Origin of the sequence: Citrobacter sp. Cpo074, from assembly GCF_030332745.1 — a bacterium.
GTDB lineage: Bacteria > Pseudomonadota > Gammaproteobacteria > Enterobacterales > Enterobacteriaceae > Citrobacter > Citrobacter portucalensis.
In genome coordinates, this window is the sequence record NZ_JAOWHG010000034.1 from 40,505 (window position 1) to 56,070 (window position 15,566).

Below are 15,566 nucleotides of genomic sequence, written 5' to 3' on the forward strand. Positions count from 1 at the left end.
ATCCTTACTGGCTGACAAAGGCCAGTAATTCCGCCAGAGAACCCGTGCCTTCCTGAACGTTCAGCTCGCGATAATCATCAGCACAATTCCCGTATACGCTATCGAAACTCGCGCGCTGCTGTGTTAAACGGGCGATTGCTGCGGGAATTTGATCGGTATCACGCACTGGCTGGAAGAACGCCGCCGCCAGAGAACGCGGTTGTTTTTGACCGATTTCCGCCAGCGCATAGGTTGCGTAGGCGCGAGAAGCGAAGCTGTTTTGCTTTCCGGTCGGAGAGACCGTTAACGCCGTTTCGGTAAGCGCGGCGATGGCGCGTTTCGCCAGATCTTCATTACCGCCGAGGTTTTCCACCAACAGATCGCGGCTGATGCAGACATAGGTATAGAAAAGCGCTGAGGCAAAACCTTGTTCGCCCATATGTCCGGAGCCTGCGTCTTCTTCTTTATTATTCAGATCGTCAACGGCGGTGAAAAAATCAGATTCAACGGTCACAGCGCTTACGCCCAGCGCATGCGAGACCTGACAGGCCGCCTCTACGTTAAACTCCGGTGATGACGCCAGCATACGCCCAAACAGCGCCATATCTACGCTTCGCTGCTCTTTGCGTAATAGCTTCACTTCTTCATCGCTGGGTTCGCGTTTTTCAGCAATTAGCGTATCGACCAACTGTTTGATCAAACTAATTTCATGGTTGCTGACGTGAACGATCTGTTCAATTTCAAGATTCTTTTCTTCAGGCGCGTTTTTGTCACTTTTCAGTTTGCCGAACTGCGCCGCAATTTTCTCCGCTGCGCTTTTCGCTGTTTTCCCAATAACGCCAGCGGCAGTCATCGGGCGATAAACATAATCCACGCCAATTCGGCGGGTACGCTTACCCATAAATCCATCCATCGCGCCCTCAAAGGTTTCCGACACACGCCAGGCGCGTTTCAGGCTTTGCGACGAAACGCGCAGGCGCTCTACACCGCCCATATAAGCCGTTTTCGGGCGTCCGGATTCATCACGGTTCAGGTTAGCAGGCGCATAAGCAGTCAATAAATGCAGTTGAATAAAAGTGGTCATCGTTAAATCCTTCTAAAAATGATTATTTGCCGCGCGACATGGAAAGGTATTCATTCGCCCAACGTGTACGGTTGCGTTCAAAGGGATTGGCGGATTCCGGCTGATGGTTTTCGCGTCGTTGCCACTCTTCCATCCACAGGAATATTCCATCGGCCAGCGACAGAACATTCACCCCTTCTGTTCCACGAATTTTCACCGCCTGAATCAACAACAGACAAAACGTCTCCGGGTCGGACGCTTTTTGTAAACGTTCAAAACGCAATGCAGAAACGCACGGCGTGGAACCTTTTAGCTTTTCCCCCAGTTGCGCGGCAAAACTGGCTTTTTCCTTATGACTCTTAATATGTGCGGCAACGCTGACAAACAGCGCCAGCGCCATTTCATCAAGAGGTTGCAGCGGCATATGTTTCAGTAGCGCCTGACGAAGCGCGTCATACCCCTCGCACATCATCACGCCATAAGGCGGCGCCATTCTTTTCAACTCAGCCCGCCAGGCTCGACCGTTGATTCGTTTATCATCTTTGCGCTCATAGCGCTCAGACAGCGTGGTAAACCAGTCAAGGAGCGCTTTCTGCGCGTCAGAGTTGAGAATTCTGCATAACGCTGCGGTATTACTGTTCAGCATATTTAGATCCTTCGGTTATTCGACCAGCGCCAACACATCCTTGCGCGCTTTATGTTTACGATAGCTGCTGGCAAAATCCTGCCTGGCCGTCAGTTGGCGCAACAGGATATCGTCCGGGCAATCGGGGTTGGTCAGGGCATCACGGTCAAAAACGTGAAATAAATAACGCGCTAATTCCTGCTCCCACTGGCGAACTGCGCGGTGAGTCAGCGGATTTTGACGTAATGGGTCAGCAACCAGCGCCTCTTGCAGCACCCGAAAAGCAGGCTCAGTTTCCTGCCAGAAGGCGATATCAACCATGCTGAAATCCATTTTGGCTTCTTTCGGCGTCTCGAATTTGGCGCTCTTTAAGGCATTCCTTAATAACGACAACGCCTCGCTAGCCAGCACCAACACGGTATTCAGCGCGGCAAGAAATTGCTCTTCATGGGAAACACTAATGAGGGGAATACGGTTCTGATACCAGCAGCGAGCCTTGGCGTTCTCCATATCAAATGCAAAACACCACAGGCTCATGTTGTTCCGCTGACCGGCGGCACGAACTACCTTCGCAGGCTGCATTTTGTTGAACTTATCCTCGCGATTGAGCATCAGCCCCAGCCAGTCTTTATAACTTAACCCGCCAGGTTGCCCTTTTAACGCCAGCCATGGCGTAGAAGGATCTTTCAGCGCCTGCCGATAAGGAGAGAAGGGATGCAGCCAACTGTCATACTGAACGCCATAGTTTTTACTGCGCATTTGCAGTAACAGCGACTCATGATGTTCTCCGCACAAATCGCAGATACCTGCCATAGTCTGGGAGAAATCCAGCTCGATTCGCCGCGGCATTCCCCAGTAAGCTTGCAACGGGTGGGCATTTTCCGGCGTCACCACATTTCCGGTATTTTCACTGGTTTTTGTCGGCGCAAGCCACGGGAAAATAAGGGGATACTGTGCGACGGTAGGCTTAGCCTCCTGCGGTAAGACGTTGAGCCAGAGTTTTTTCCAGAGTGGGTATTTATCTTCTTCCTGCGGTACCACCAGCGTGGTGAGCGGGCCACCGCCGCGCATTCCGACCCGGTAGCCCGCCCCACCGGCAGGTGAATTGGCTTGAATCGCAAACAGCGCTATCGCCGCACAGTGTAGGCAAATTTGCTCCACATTGCCGCGTTTAACAAAATGATCTTTATTGAGCTTAAGCGTATTGCCGCCAGGCGCATCGACTAACAACCCGGCAATAGATCCATATTCGCTATCCAGAGGATCGAAACTTTGCAGGAAGGAGGGCTTTTGCTCGCCGAACTGTAGAGCCAGAGAGATCGTTGTTAACGTCTTCTCCCATTGTTCGAATTCGATACCGTCATGCCAGATATCAGCCCATTCTTCTTTATCTTCCGGCGCGACGGTACATTGCAAAATACCAATCAGCATTTGCCATGCCGCCCCCTGAAAATCGGCCCGAGGGTATGCAAGATCCTGAATATTGTTATCCAGAAGTTCGCTTAATGATATTCTCTTTTTCTCGCCGCTTGAGAATATGACGGGAAGCCATTTCTCTCTGGTTAAATCCATAGAATTACTCCTGTAAGACTATTTCTCAAGCCAATTGAAATATTACCTACCCACAGGTAAGCTCCGTTCTGAGATTTCCATTTAATACTTCCATTGGAGTTATACTCCATTATTTCAAAAACGAAAACATAAATAAAAAGTAGATACAGTCTTAAATCATACAATGTATTTTTTATTATTATTTGTTATCTTTAATACGTTCCCTTAAGTTATGGGATAAACCGTAGATACAGTCTGAATAGCAAAACGTTCCCCGCGCCAGCGGGGGTAACCTCAGTTTTTCTCAAAAAGCCCAATAATTTACTTACTCTGTATTAAAATGGACATCATTTATCTTCCTCCTTACAGTAAAAAGATGACGCAAATAGAAAACATTGACTACCTCCGATATTGGGGGAAAACCAATAAATCAACTAAAAACATAATTAATAATTATCATTTATTGGCATACCATTGCCTCGATGTTGCCGCATGCGGGTATTACATAATTGAAAACAATATATTTGACTCTAAAAATATATTACAGAAATGCGGCATTACTGGCACGGATGCCGAAAACTGGTTAATCTGGTTTCTTGCCAGTCATGATATTGGAAAATTCGCCAGAGGATTTCAAAGATATGCAGAATTCCCCGACTCCCCTTTATTTCCTCCTGTTAGTGGGATTTCCACATTTGAGAGACATGATTCCTTAGGATTCTATTTGTGGGGGAAATTATTTGAAGCGTGGTGTTCAGGTAGTAATGAAATTATCGCAGGCATTGAATCTGAAAACCGTGCCAGATTTGAAAGCCCCTTAAATACCTGGATGCTCATTAGCACCGGACATCATGGCATCCCACCGGAAACCATGAAGAACAGAAGTTCATTGGCATTCGCTGATGAAGATATTGTTGCAGCAACACATTATCTGGAAGCATTAAGTCAGTTATTCCCCTTTACGATCCCGCAGGAATGGAAGACTAAAGCAGGCAGAAAATGCTTAAAGCAACATAGCTGGTTTTTTGCAGGTCTCGTCACCCTCACTGACTGGATGGGATCTGACGAAACGCAGTTCCCTCTGCTTAGCCAGCCTATGCCATTGGTCGATTATTGGCCTCTTGCTTGTGAAAAAGCGCAGCAGGCCATTCTTAAAATGCCCCCGTTATCGCAGCATAGCCATTATCAGAGCCACCAGGCATTATTTCCGTTCATTCATACGCTGACCCCACTGCAGGAGCGGGCAACCACATTAGATATCTCAGCCCCCGGCCCACAGTTGGTTATTCTGGAAGACGTTACCGGAGCCGGCAAAACAGAGGCTGCGCTGATCCTGACTCATCGTTTAATGTCAGCCAATAAAGGCCACGGTCTCTACGTTGGACTACCGACTATGGCCACTGCAAACGCCATGTATAAACGTCTGGCCGCGGCCTATCACGCGCTTTTTACCGATGATTCCAGACCCTCGCTAATTCTGGCGCACGGTGGGCGAGAAATGACTGACGCCTTCCGACAATCTATCTGGCAACCAGATGGAGATACGGCGAAAGATTATGCTCACAATGATGGTAACGCGAACAGTGAGTGCCACGCATGGTTTGCCGATTCACGCAAAAAAGCGCTGCTGGCAGAAGTTGGCGTCGGAACGCTTGATCAACTCTTAATGGCCGTCATGCCTTTTCGCCACCAGTCGCTCCGCCTGCTGGGAATGCGCGATAAAATTCTGTTGCTGGATGAGGTCCACGCCTACGATGGCTATATGGTGAAATTACTGGAAGGGCTATTGAGATTCCATGCCGCACAGGGGGGCAGCGCCATTATTCTGAGTGCGACGCTTCCTGCCGCCTTACGAGAGAAACTACTCCACGCATTCAATGACGGTGCCGATTTTACGGCTACTGAAACCAACGAGGATGCGGGCTACCCCTGGCTAAGCCATCTATCTTCCAGCGGTCTGCTGGAGCAACCGCTGGATACGCGCCCCGAGGTCCAACGTACCGTAACCATAAAATGGATACAACAACGCCAGCAAGCGTTGGATATTATTTATCGTGTTGTGGCAGCCGGGCAATGTGTTTGCTGGATTCGTAACACGGTGGATGATGCGCGAGACGTTTACCAGCAGTTACTTCACGAAGGAATGCTGCCAGAACAGGATCTGTTACTTTTCCACAGTCGCTTCGCTTTTACCGATCGTATTGATATTGAAAATAAAACGCTCAGTTGGTTCGGTAATAACGCTCCCGTTTCAGAACGACGGGGTAAAGTATTGATCGCCACGCAGGTCGTTGAACAGAGCCTCGATCTGGACTTTGACTGGATGATCTCCGATCTGGCCCCCATTGATTTATTAATCCAGCGCGCTGGTCGTCTGCAACGTCATATTCGCGATGCTGATGGGCAGCGTAAACCCACATTGCCTGATGGTCGCCAGCCGCCGGTATTGCATATTCTGGTGCCGGAATGGCAGGAACAAGCTGAAGAGGGCTGGCTGGGGCAAGAACTAAAAGGAACCGGCTTTGTTTATGCCGATCATGCCTGTTTGTGGCGTACCCAGGCAGTGCTGCGCCAGCACGGAGAAATCCGTATGCCAGAAAACGCCAGAGCATTAGTGGATGGCGTCTACAAGCAGGAGATAGCTGCTCCGGCGGGCTTACAGACACTTTCCGATATTGCCTTCGGTAAAGTACTTAGCCAACGATCAGTTGCCGCACAAAATCTGTTACGTCACGATCTCGGTTATGATCGGGAAGCCAGCGATTTTTTATGGGACAAAGACAGAGAATTTTCGACTCGCCTGGGCGAAGAGAGCGTGGATGTTTACCTCGCATGGCAAAATGAGGAGGGTGAGTTTCATCCCGTCGTCGATGAAGGCGATTTCCGATGGGAAATGAGCCGGTTATCAGTACGCCTGTCGTGGTGGCGTAAACAATCAGGCGACTTTTTACTCCCCAACGATGAACAGCTTGAGCTGTTCCGTAAGAAACAACATCGCCCAGCGGCGCAGATGATTCTGGTTTCGCCAGAAGGTGAAGCGGGTTATTACAATAAACGGACAGGGTTGGGAAACTAACGATAACGCCAGCATTTGTACAATGCTGGCTCATCACGGGTAATTTACCCTTCGTGCAGTCCGCACTCACGCTTCAATCCGAAGAAACGCGTCTCTTCTTCCGCCATACCCGGCTCCCATTTGCGGGTGGTGTGGGTATCGCCTACCGACAGATAGCCCTGATCCCACAACGGATGGTATTTCAAACCGTATTTTTGCAGATACTGGTAAACCGTACGGTTATCCCAGTCGATGATCGGCAGAACTTTAAACACGCCGCGCTGGATAGCCAGCACCGGCAAATGCGCACGACTGCCCGATTGCTCTCGACGCAGACCGGCAAACCAGGTTTGCGCGTTCAGCTCCTGCAGCGCCCGGTTCATCGGCTCGACTTTGTTGATGTCATTGTATTTTTCAATGCCCTCAACGCCCTGCTCCCACAGTTTGCCGTAGCGTGCTTCCTGCCAGGCCGCACATTCCTTTGCCCGGTAGACTTGCAGATTTAGCTTAAGCTTATCCGTTAACTCATCAATGAACTGATAGGTTTCCGGGAACAAATAGCCAGTATCAGTGAGGATCACCGGGATATCCGGGCGAACCTGATTTACCAGATGCAGGCTCACTGCCGCCTGGATACCAAAACTTGATGACAGTACATATTCACCAGGCAGGTTTTCCAGCGCCCACGCTACGCGATCCTCGGCGCTCAATTTTTCCAGTTGGTCGTTGGTTTGTGCCAACGCCATAACGCGTTCAACTTTCGGCAGTTCGTTCAACGCGTTGAGATCGAGTTTGGACATAAGTTCCTCACTGTTTGCCTTGCCTGATGGCGCTGCGCTTATCAGGCCTACCGATTCAGCAGACCCGATAAGTCAATTTCACATTATTCCCAGAAATCCCGGGCGGGATCGAGCACCGGGCGAATAATGCCCGCACGCACCGTAAAGTCACCGAAGCCTTCACCCACTTCGCGCTCTTTCGCCCAGCGCCCAATCAGTTCATCCAGCGATGCCAGAATTTCCGGCTCGGTGATGTTCTCTTTAAACATCCGGGGAATGCGAGTTCCGATACGGTTGCCCCCTAAATGGAGGTTGTAACGCCCGGGTGCTTTACCCACCAGACCAACTTCCGCCAGCATCGCACGACCACAACCGTTCGGGCAGCCGGTCACACGCATGACAATATTTTCATCACTCAGGCTGTGCTTCGCCATCAGCGTGTCGATGTTGTCGATAAACGTTGGCAGGAAGCGCTCGGCTTCCGCCATCGCCAGCGGACAGGTCGGGAACGAGACGCAGGCCATCGAGTTTTCACGCTGCGGAGTGACCGCGTTCATTAAGCCACTCTTCTGCGCAATCTTCTCGATCTTCGCCTTTTCACTCTCAGGAACACCGGCAATGATCAGGTTCTGGTTCGCGGTAATGCGGAACTCACCTTTGTGGATCTTCGCGATCTCAAGCAGACCGGTTTTCAGCGGTCGGCCCGGATAATCGAGGATACGGCCGTTTTCAATAAACAACGTCAGATGCCATTTATTGTCGATCCCTTTCACCCAGCCGATACGATCGCCGCGACCGGTAAACTCGTACGGACGGATCGGCTCAAACTTGATCCCCGCCCGGCGCTCAACTTCAGCTTTAAAGGTCTCAACGCCTACGCGTTCCAGCGTGTATTTGGTTTTGGCGTTTTTACGATCGGTACGGTTACCCCAGTCACGCTGCGTGGTCACCACAGCCTCCGCCACGGCCAGCGTATGCTCTAGCGGCAGATAACCAAACTCGCTTGCTGTGCGGGCGTAAGTTTTCTTGTTGCCATGCTCGATGGACAAACCACCGCCCACCAGCAGGTTAAAACCCACCAGCTTGCCGTTTTCCGCAATCGCCACAAAGTTCATGTCGTTGGCGTGCAGATCGATGTCGTTCTGCGGTGGGATCACGACCGTGGTTTTAAACTTACGCGGCAGATAGGTTTGACCGAGGATCGGCTCTTCGTCGGTAGTCGCGACTTTTTCCTGATCCAGCCAGATCTCTGCATAGGCGCGGGTGCGCGGCAGCAGATGTTCGGAGATCTTTTTCGCCCACTCGTAGGCTTCCGCGTGCAGCTCAGATTCATACGGGTTGGAGGTGCACAGCACGTTACGGTTCATGTCGTTGGCTGTCGCCAGCGCGTCCAGGCCGACGGAGTGCAGCATCTGGTGTACCGGCTTAACGTTCTTCTTCAGAATGCCGTGAAACTGGAAGGTCTGACGGTTGGTCAGACGAATGCTGCCGTAAATGGTGTTGTCATGGGCGAACTTATCGATCGCCTGCCACTGTTTGGTGGTGATCACCCCACCTGGCAGACGACAGCGCAGCAGCATCGCGTGACGCGGCTCCAGCTTTTGCTCGGCACGTTCGGCACGGATATCGCGGTCGTCCTGCTGGTACATACCGTGAAAACGGATCAGCAGGAAGTTGTCGCCTTTAAATCCGCCGGTCAGGCCGTCGTTTAAATCTTCGGCAATGGTACCGCGCAGATAGTTGCTTTCCAGCTTCATACGCTCAGCGTCGGACAGTTTGCCTTCGACCACCAATGGTCCTGGATGTTTTTCGCTCATTAGTAGACATCTCGCTGATAACGGCGCTCAATGCGCAGCTCACTTAAAAATTCATCCGCCGCTTCGATATCCATACCACCGAATTCGGCAATCACTTCCAACAACGCCTGCTCAACGTCTTTCGCCATGCGATTGGCGTCGCCGCAGACATAAATGTGCGCACCGTCGTTAATCCAGCGCCACAGTTCCGCGCCCTGTTGGCGCAGTTTATCTTGTACGTAGACTTTTTCTTTTTGATCGCGGGACCAGGCGAGATCGATACGGCTCAGTACGCCCTCTTTGACGTAACGCTGCCATTCCACCTGATACAGGAAATCTTCGGTAAAGTGTGGGTTACCAAAAAACAGCCAGTTTTTGCCTTCGGCTCCGTCAGCCGCACGTTGCTGCATGAATGCACGGAACGGCGCAATCCCCGTACCCGGTCCAATCATAATTACCGGCGTCTGTGGGTTCGCAGGCAGACGAAAGTTGTCGTTGTGTTCAATGAACACGCGAACTTCACCTTCTTCTTCCACGCGGTCGGCGAGGAAACTGGAAGCACCACCAGCACGGGCGCGACCTTCTATCTCATAACGCACCACGCCCACGGTGACATGCACTTCGCTTTCCACTTCCGCCTGGGAAGAAGCAATGGAGTACAAACGCGGCGTCAGCGGACGCAGAAGATCAACTAACGCCTGAGCATCCAGTTGCGCCGGAGAGAAGCGCACCATATCGACGATGGGCGTGGTTGCGGCGTAATGCTGCAACTGTGCTTTGTCACCCACTAACGGCAGCAAAGTTTCGCTGCGGGTTAAGGTGGCATAGTTCTCTACGATATTGCCGGTGTTAACCGTCAGCTCGAAATGCCACTGCAACGCTTCAGCGAGCGACAGGGTTTTGCCTTCAACCGTGACCGGCTCATCACCTTTCAGCCACAGCAGTTCAACCAGTTCTTTAACCAGAGCCGGGTCATTCTGATACCAGACGCCCAGCGCATCGCCCGGCTGATAACGCAGGCCGGAATCGCCTAAATCAATTTCAATATGGCGCACGTCTTTTTCAGAGTCGCGGCCGGTAATTTTCTGATTCACCGCAAGCGACGCCGTCAGCGGCGCTTCTTTGGTGTATGGGCTGGTGTGTACTTCATTTACTGCACCGCTCGCGGCAACTTGCACAGACGGTGCCGCAGGCGCACGCCCTTTCAGGACATCAACCAGACGAGCACGCCACTGCGCGGCGTCGGCCTGGTATTCGACGTCGGCGTCGACGCGGTCGAGCAGACGTTCACCGCCCAGCTCAGCCAATTTCGCATCGAAGTCTTTTCCTGCCTGGCAGAAAAACTCATAAGAGGTATCGCCAAGACCAAACACGGCAAAAGCGGTGTTATCAAGCTTCGGCGCTTTTTTCGAGAACAGGAATTTATGCAACGCCACGGCTTCTTCCGCCGGTTCACCTTCCCCTTGCGTCGACGCCACCACGATCAGCAGTTTTTCATTGGCGATTTGTTTGAATTTATAGTCGCCAGCGTTGATGAGAGTGACGTTGAGCTTCGCGGCGATCAGATCATCGCGCAGGGCTTCCGCCACACGGCGCGCATTACCGGTTTGCGAGGCGGAGATAAGCGTAATGCCAGGCATTTCAGCGACAGGCGCAGTCGCCACCGCGTTGCTGCCAGGCTGCTGATTCAGCACGCCCCAAAAATAGCCAGAAACCCACGCAAGCTGTGCGGGAGTGAAATCGGTCGTGGCCGCCTGAAGGCGTGCCAGTTGCTCCGGGTTTAGCGGTAGCAAAGCGGAAGGTGGGGCCTGTGTCGTCATGCGTTGTCATGTTCCAGTAAGCAAAGCGGATTTCAGCAATAAAACCCAAACTGAAGATAAGGTTAACGGCGGGGATAGTAACAATTAAAGAAGGGATGGAAATAACAAATAACCAAATGGACTAACCTGTTTTAGTTATAGTTATTAACTGCAAAACAGATTATATAAGCATTTGATATATAAATAATTACCAAATATTAACGTCATGAATAAATCGTTCTGATACTCAGCACCCTTTTATACACTAAATAATTTAAGATGCATCGAGGCGGCAACTGAGCAAGTCCCAGGAGCTTACATGAGTAAGTGACTGGGGCGAGCAAAGGCAGCCAACAAAGAAGCAGCTTAAAGAATGACGTGTATAAATAATGATAAAATTTGCTCTTTACGGTACCCTACCGCGGTTTTTCGCATTCTTGAGAGTAAAAAATGTCCACCACCTTGTTTAAAGATTTCACCTTCGAAGCCGCTCACCACCTGCCGCATGTACCGGAAGGGCATAAGTGTGGCCGCCTGCATGGTCACTCATTTATGGTGCGTCTTGAAATTACCGGTGAAGTCGATCCGCATACCGGTTGGATCATGGATTTTGCTGAGTTAAAAGCCGCGTTTAAGCCGACTTACGACAGACTCGATCACTACTATTTGAACGATATTCCTGGCTTAGAAAATCCAACCAGCGAAGTGCTGGCCAAATGGATTTGGGATCAGGTTAAACCTGTGGTCCCTCTGCTGAGTGCCGTAATGGTGAAAGAGACCTGCACAGCGGGCTGCGTATACCGCGGCGAGTGATTATAGGCTTGCCGGATGGCAATGCGTCTTATCCGGCCTGCAACGAGCAACAAACTCTGGCCGGGTAAGCGAAACGCCCCCGGCACAGTTATCAGGCAATATTCAGATACTTATGGGTCTGCATCGACAGACGCCAGTTACGCGCAATACAGGTATCAATGCACAAACGCGTCGCATCTTCTTTCTGGCTGATTGGCTGTAAGGCGATGATTCGCGGTTTGTCGTCACTCAACGTCGCCAGCAGTTCATCCAGTGCTTCAATATCGCGGACGCGGCCAACCGGATGCTTGATTTCATTCGCGCGCTCCAGCGCCTGTGACAGCACATCATAGCCACCGCGCATATTCACCTTCGGCGATACGGTCACCCAGGTATTCGGCGTACAGCGTACTTCGTGCGTGCCGCTGGTCTCAATCTGGCAGCTAAAGCCGTTCTTTTCCAGCAGGTCAGTCAGCGGCATCAGGTCATGAATGCAGGGCTCGCCACCGGTGATCACCACGTGACGGGCGGTATAGCCCTGACGCGAAATGACCGCCAGCAGATCTTCGCTGCTCGCAGCACCCCATTTATCGCTTTCTTTGGTCTTGGCCAGGATGCTGTACAGGGAGACTTCCCGATCCTCAAGCTTATCCCAGGTGTGTTTGGTATCGCACCAGGCACAGCCAACCGGGCATCCCTGTAAACGAATAAAAATGGCGGGGACGCCGGTAAAGTAACCCTCACCTTGCAGGGTCTGGAACATCTCGTTAATCGGGTACTGCATAGCGCTCTCAATATGGGGATAAACGATAATTATCGCAGATCCCCGCCAAAGTATCATGCCCCATCGATGCTTTACGAGGCGATCGCTGCGACAAAGCGTGCCGTTATCTGCTGCGGACGCGTGATAGCCCCACCAACCACCACGGTATGGGCACCTAATGCCAGGCATCGTGCAGCACGCTCAGGGGTATCAACGTTCCCTTCCGCCACAACCGGTACGCTAACCGCAGCCAACACATCACGTAAAAAACCGCAGTCGTTTTCCGCCAGCACATGCCCGGCAGTGTCAGCGGTATAACCGTAGAGCGTAGTGCCCACACAGTCAAAACCCAGGCGCTCAGCGGTCACCGCTTCGTCTACGGTGGCAATATCCGCCATCAGCAGTACGGACGGATAGCGAGCACGGATCTGCGTGACCAGTTCTTCCAGCGTTTGCCCACCGGGGCGCGGGCGCGCTGTCGCATCCAGAGCAATAATTTCCGGCTCAACGGTCATCAGTTCATCGACTTCCTGTAAAGTGGCCGTGATAAACACATCGCTACCCGGATAATCACGCTTGATAATCCCAATCACCGGCAGGGAGACGCTCTCTTTGATCGCGCGAATGTCCACCACGCTGTTCGCACGAATACCTACCGCACCGCCCTGCGCTGCCGCCAGCGCCATACGTGACATAATAAACGGGCTGTGCAGGGGCTCATTTTCCAGCGCCTGGCAGGAGACGATTAATTTACCTTTCAGGGAATCCAGTACAGTTTTCATTACGATAAGATCTCTTCGACTTCGTTTTTAATGATGGTGACATGCGGGCCATAAATCACCTGAACCCCGTTGCCGCGAATAATTACGCCACGGGCCCCGGTCGCTTTCAGCGCCGCTTCATCGACCTTGCTGCTCTCTTTCACCGTCACGCGCAGGCGTGTGGCACAACAATCCACCTCTTCCAGATTCTCTTTGCCTCCCAGCCCGGCGATCACTGCCGCAGCTCGCTCACTCTGCGGCAGGCCGGATTCAGTCGGTGCTGCGTTTTCACGACCAGGCGTCAACCAGTTAAAGCGGTTAATCAAATAGCGGAAGGTGAAGTAGTAAAGGAAGAACCACGGGATCCCCACCATGGGGACGTACATCCAGTTGGTTTTAGCTTCCCCCTGTAGCACGCCGAAGAGGAGGAAATCGATAAGCCCACCCGAAAAGGTTTGCCCGATGGTGATATGTAAAATATGCGCGATCATAAACGCCAGACCATCGAAGAAGGCGTGAATGACGTATAACACGGGTGCGACAAACAGGAAGGAGAACTCGATAGGCTCAGTGATCCCTGTCAGGAAAGAGGTCAGTGCCGCAGACAACAGCAGACCGGCGACAAGTTTTCTGTTCTCAGGCTTGGCGGTGTGGTACATCGCCAGACATGCGCCAAGCAGGCCAAACATCATGGTAATGAAGCGCCCGGACATAAAGCGCGAGGTGCCCGCATAGAACTGCTGCGTATTCGGATCGGCAAGTTGCGCGAAGAAAATACGCTGCGTACCTTCAACTAACTGGCCGTTGACGATTTCACTACCGCCAAGCGCTGTCGTCCAGAACGGCAAATAAAAGATATGGTGTAAACCCAGTGGGCCAAGCATACGCAGGATGAAGCCGTACAACAGCGTCCCCAGATAGCCTGTCGCATCCACCAGACCTCCCAGTCCAAAAATGAGTTTCTGGAAATGCGGCCAAACCACCGTCATGACCGCACCCACGACAATCGCGGCAAGGGAGCTAATAATCGGTACAAAGCGCGAACCGCTGAAGAAACCAAGGAACTGAGGTAATGAGACTTTATTGAAACGGCTATGCAGCGCGCAGGTGACAAGCCCAATCACCACCCCACCGAACACACCCGTTTCCAGTGTCTGAATACCCAGCGTCATCCCCTGGCCTACGGCACCGGGATTCTCGTGTGCCAGCGTTCCGTTGAGCGTCAATAAAGCGTTGATGGTGGCGTTCATCACCAGAAATGCCAGCAATGCCGCAAGCCCAGCGGTGCCTTTATCCGTTTTAGCCAGTCCTACTGCAACACCCACCGCAAAGAGCACCGACAGGTTGGCAAACACAATAGAACCTGCGCTGGTCATGATCGTGAAGATTGCCTGTAACCAGTCAACGTCCAAAAACGGATAAGCAGTCAATGTGTTTGGATTCGACAGCGCGCCGCCAATCCCTAACAACAGCCCCGCAGCGGGCAGTACCGCAATCGGCAGCATGAACGATTTGCCGAACCGCTGTGCCTTTTCGAACCATGCGCCCGATGAAGCGCCGCTAAACATTTGCATCATTTTTTCATCTCCCCGATTAATGATGAAAATTTTTACCACATTTAATTTATAAAATGAAAATTATCATCAAAATCCAGGAAGCCGATCATACTTTTTTAAAATGACTGGCATCTCTCCCCTGCTTTCCGCCACACTATCAACAGAGAAACGCATTAAGGATTTTGCATGTCAGAAAATGAAAACCTGCTGCTGAGATTGCGCCAGGGCGTTGACGGATATAGCCGAACACAGCAGAAGCTGGGAGAGTTTGTGCTCAGCGATCCGGCAAAAGTTGTCTACCTGACGATTACCGAACTGGCGCGTGAAAGCGACACCAGCGAGGCGAGCGTCACACGTCTGTGCCGCGCACTAGGGTGTAAGGGTTATAACGAATTCAAAATGGCGCTGGCACTCGATCTCCAGCAAGGACAGCCGGTAGAGCACAGCGGAGATGAGATTGACAATGTGGTCAATGAATCCGTACAAGCGCTGCAGGACACAGCAAAATTACTCGACAGGACATTACTGGAATCCGCCGCTTTGGCGCTGCATCAGGCCCAGTCGGTACAGATTTATGGCGTAGCGGCCAGCGCTATTCTGGGTGAGTATTTACATTACAAACTCCTGCGCCTCGGCAAACCTGCACAATTGTTCAGTGACATGCATCGTGCAGCCATGAACGCCGCAACGCTTAACAAAGACACGCTGGTGGTAGCGATTTCCAGTTCAGGTTCGACGCGCGATCTACTGCATGTCGTTAAACTGGCGCGTAAGCAAGGCGTGCGCGTACTGGCGTTAAGTAATACGCCGCGCAGCCCGTTGGCTTCGCTGAGTGATATTCAGCTGGTCGCAGCCAAACCGGAAGGTCCGTTGAGTGCTGGCGCGCTAAATGCCAAGGTGGGAGTGATGCTGTTAGTAGAACTGCTCACCACGTCGCTGATTGCGCTGGATGATCAGTACAGCGATGTGAGTCAGCAAACGGCGAGTGCAACCCTACCGCTACTGCTTTGAAGCCATCGATGTTTTATCGTTAAGAGTCAAAGAACA

12 protein-coding genes are annotated in these 15,566 nt (G+C 51.8%); 3 read left to right on the plus strand and 9 right to left on the minus strand.

The features are described 5' to 3' along the window. Positions 1-4 precede the first annotated feature (4 nt). The 3 genes from cas7e to casA are packed head-to-tail and all read right to left on the minus strand — an operon-like array spanning position 5 to position 3,239. A complete protein-coding gene (cas7e, locus tag OGX83_RS18400; protein WP_267452499.1) occupies positions 5-1,063 on the minus strand; it encodes a type I-E CRISPR-associated protein Cas7/Cse4/CasC in 1,059 nt (352 codons plus the stop codon). A 22-nt stretch (positions 1,064-1,085) separates the two neighbouring features. Beyond that, a complete protein-coding gene (casB, locus tag OGX83_RS18405; RefSeq protein ID WP_267452500.1) occupies positions 1,086-1,688 on the minus strand; it encodes a type I-E CRISPR-associated protein Cse2/CasB in 603 nt (200 codons plus the stop codon). A 15-nt stretch (positions 1,689-1,703) separates the two neighbouring features. Continuing rightward, positions 1,704-3,239, minus strand: coding sequence for a type I-E CRISPR-associated protein Cse1/CasA (gene casA, locus OGX83_RS18410; protein ID WP_267452501.1), 1,536 nt, complete (start codon positions 3,237-3,239; stop codon positions 1,704-1,706). Between the two features lie 355 nt (positions 3,240-3,594). On the opposite strand from casA, the gene cas3 reads away from it, so the two are divergent. After that, positions 3,595-6,294, plus strand: a complete 2,700-nt coding sequence (gene cas3, locus OGX83_RS18415) for a CRISPR-associated helicase Cas3' (RefSeq protein ID WP_286588855.1) — start codon at positions 3,595-3,597, stop codon at positions 6,292-6,294. Between the two features lie 44 nt (positions 6,295-6,338). On the opposite strand, the gene cysH is transcribed toward cas3, so the two are convergent. From cysH to cysJ, 3 genes are all read right to left on the minus strand, one after another. After that, positions 6,339-7,073: a phosphoadenosine phosphosulfate reductase gene (cysH, locus tag OGX83_RS18420; protein ID WP_286588858.1), complete on the minus strand. Its 735-nt coding sequence runs from the start codon at positions 7,071-7,073 to the stop codon at positions 6,339-6,341. An 83-nt stretch (positions 7,074-7,156) separates the two neighbouring features. Next, positions 7,157-8,869, minus strand: a complete 1,713-nt coding sequence (gene cysI / locus OGX83_RS18425) for an assimilatory sulfite reductase (NADPH) hemoprotein subunit (RefSeq protein ID WP_191215451.1) — start codon at positions 8,867-8,869, stop codon at positions 7,157-7,159. Continuing rightward, complete coding sequence (gene cysJ, locus OGX83_RS18430) at positions 8,869-10,668, minus strand: NADPH-dependent assimilatory sulfite reductase flavoprotein subunit (protein ID WP_286588860.1); 1,800 nt, start codon at positions 10,666-10,668, stop codon at positions 8,869-8,871. The genes cysI and cysJ overlap by 1 nt, the downstream gene beginning before the upstream one ends. 429 nt (positions 10,669-11,097) lie before the next feature. On the opposite strand from cysJ, the gene queD reads away from it, so the two are divergent. Continuing rightward, on the plus strand, positions 11,098-11,460 hold the full coding sequence (gene queD / locus OGX83_RS18435; RefSeq protein WP_003825707.1) for a 6-carboxytetrahydropterin synthase QueD: 363 nt from the start codon (positions 11,098-11,100) through the stop codon (positions 11,458-11,460). A gap of 91 nt (positions 11,461-11,551) precedes the next feature. Here the strand turns inward: queD and queE are convergent, their stop codons facing one another. The 3 genes from queE to OGX83_RS18450 form a co-directional block, all read right to left on the minus strand. After that, a complete protein-coding gene (queE, locus tag OGX83_RS18440) occupies positions 11,552-12,223 on the minus strand; it encodes a 7-carboxy-7-deazaguanine synthase QueE (RefSeq protein WP_003034139.1) in 672 nt (223 codons plus the stop codon). A gap of 71 nt (positions 12,224-12,294) precedes the next feature. Then, a complete protein-coding gene (locus OGX83_RS18445) occupies positions 12,295-12,984 on the minus strand; it encodes an N-acetylmannosamine-6-phosphate 2-epimerase (protein WP_032944829.1) in 690 nt (229 codons plus the stop codon). Next, complete coding sequence (locus tag OGX83_RS18450) at positions 12,984-14,540, minus strand: maltose/glucose-specific PTS transporter subunit IIC (protein WP_048236901.1); 1,557 nt, start codon at positions 14,538-14,540, stop codon at positions 12,984-12,986. The genes OGX83_RS18445 and OGX83_RS18450 overlap by 1 nt, the downstream gene beginning before the upstream one ends. A 165-nt stretch (positions 14,541-14,705) precedes the next feature. Here OGX83_RS18450 and OGX83_RS18455 point away from each other — a divergent pair, with 165 nt between their 5' ends. Further along, positions 14,706-15,530, plus strand: coding sequence for a MurR/RpiR family transcriptional regulator (locus tag OGX83_RS18455; protein WP_250671765.1), 825 nt, complete (start codon positions 14,706-14,708; stop codon positions 15,528-15,530). Positions 15,531-15,566: the final 36 nt, after the last annotated feature.

What these genes read in the sequence shown, in the direction of transcription:
- OGX83_RS18445 (WP_032944829.1), bottom strand. Translation starts at nt 12,984, where the DNA reads ATGAAAACTGTACTGGATTCCCTGAAAGGTAAATTAATCGTCTCCTGC.
- casA (WP_267452501.1), bottom strand. Translation starts at nt 3,239, where the DNA reads ATGGATTTAACCAGAGAGAAATGGCTTCCCGTCATATTCTCAAGCGGC.
- cysH (WP_286588858.1), bottom strand. Translation starts at nt 7,073, where the DNA reads ATGTCCAAACTCGATCTCAACGCGTTGAACGAACTGCCGAAAGTTGAA.
- cas7e (WP_267452499.1), bottom strand. Translation starts at nt 1,063, where the DNA reads ATGACCACTTTTATTCAACTGCATTTATTGACTGCTTATGCGCCTGCT.
- cas3 (WP_286588855.1), top strand. Translation starts at nt 3,595, where the DNA reads ATGACGCAAATAGAAAACATTGACTACCTCCGATATTGGGGGAAAACC.
- OGX83_RS18450 (WP_048236901.1), bottom strand. Translation starts at nt 14,540, where the DNA reads ATGATGCAAATGTTTAGCGGCGCTTCATCGGGCGCATGGTTCGAAAAG.
- queE (WP_003034139.1), bottom strand. Translation starts at nt 12,223, where the DNA reads ATGCAGTACCCGATTAACGAGATGTTCCAGACCCTGCAAGGTGAGGGT.
- OGX83_RS18455 (WP_250671765.1), top strand. Translation starts at nt 14,706, where the DNA reads ATGTCAGAAAATGAAAACCTGCTGCTGAGATTGCGCCAGGGCGTTGAC.
- cysI (WP_191215451.1), bottom strand. Translation starts at nt 8,869, where the DNA reads ATGAGCGAAAAACATCCAGGACCATTGGTGGTCGAAGGCAAACTGTCC.
- queD (WP_003825707.1), top strand. Translation starts at nt 11,098, where the DNA reads ATGTCCACCACCTTGTTTAAAGATTTCACCTTCGAAGCCGCTCACCAC.
- cysJ (WP_286588860.1), bottom strand. Translation starts at nt 10,668, where the DNA reads ATGACGACACAGGCCCCACCTTCCGCTTTGCTACCGCTAAACCCGGAG.
- casB (WP_267452500.1), bottom strand. Translation starts at nt 1,688, where the DNA reads ATGCTGAACAGTAATACCGCAGCGTTATGCAGAATTCTCAACTCTGAC.